The sequence below is a fragment of the Streptomyces violens genome (genome assembly GCF_000717745.1).
GTDB lineage: Bacteria > Actinomycetota > Actinomycetes > Streptomycetales > Streptomycetaceae > Streptomyces > Streptomyces violens.
This window is the reverse complement of record NZ_JOBH01000061.1, coordinates 1-202: the sequence shown is the minus strand read 5'-3', so window position 1 is coordinate 202 and position 202 is coordinate 1. Positions and strand designations below refer to the sequence as shown.

General features: G+C 64.9%; 1 protein-coding gene. It reads right to left on the bottom strand.

The window, feature by feature from the left end; all coding sequences use genetic code 11:
• Positions 1–202: hypothetical protein (locus IF04_RS36395; protein WP_037961980.1), on the bottom strand; the 202-nt coding region annotated here is incomplete at both ends.

Here is a 202-nt window from a genome sequence, read left to right as displayed (position 1 = left end):
GTCCCCGGCCACCATCTGGGTGCCGTTCCACAGCGCCGTGATCTTGTTGTGGCAGGTGCGCTCCGCCGCCCAGAACGCGGCCACCGTGGCGGTGATGTCGTCGCGGATCTGGTTGTGCTCGGCGATCAGATCCTCGTCGTAGTCGCCGTCCTCATCGTCCTTGTGGTCCCGGATGAAGTTCTGCGCCTTGGTCTTCAGCTCC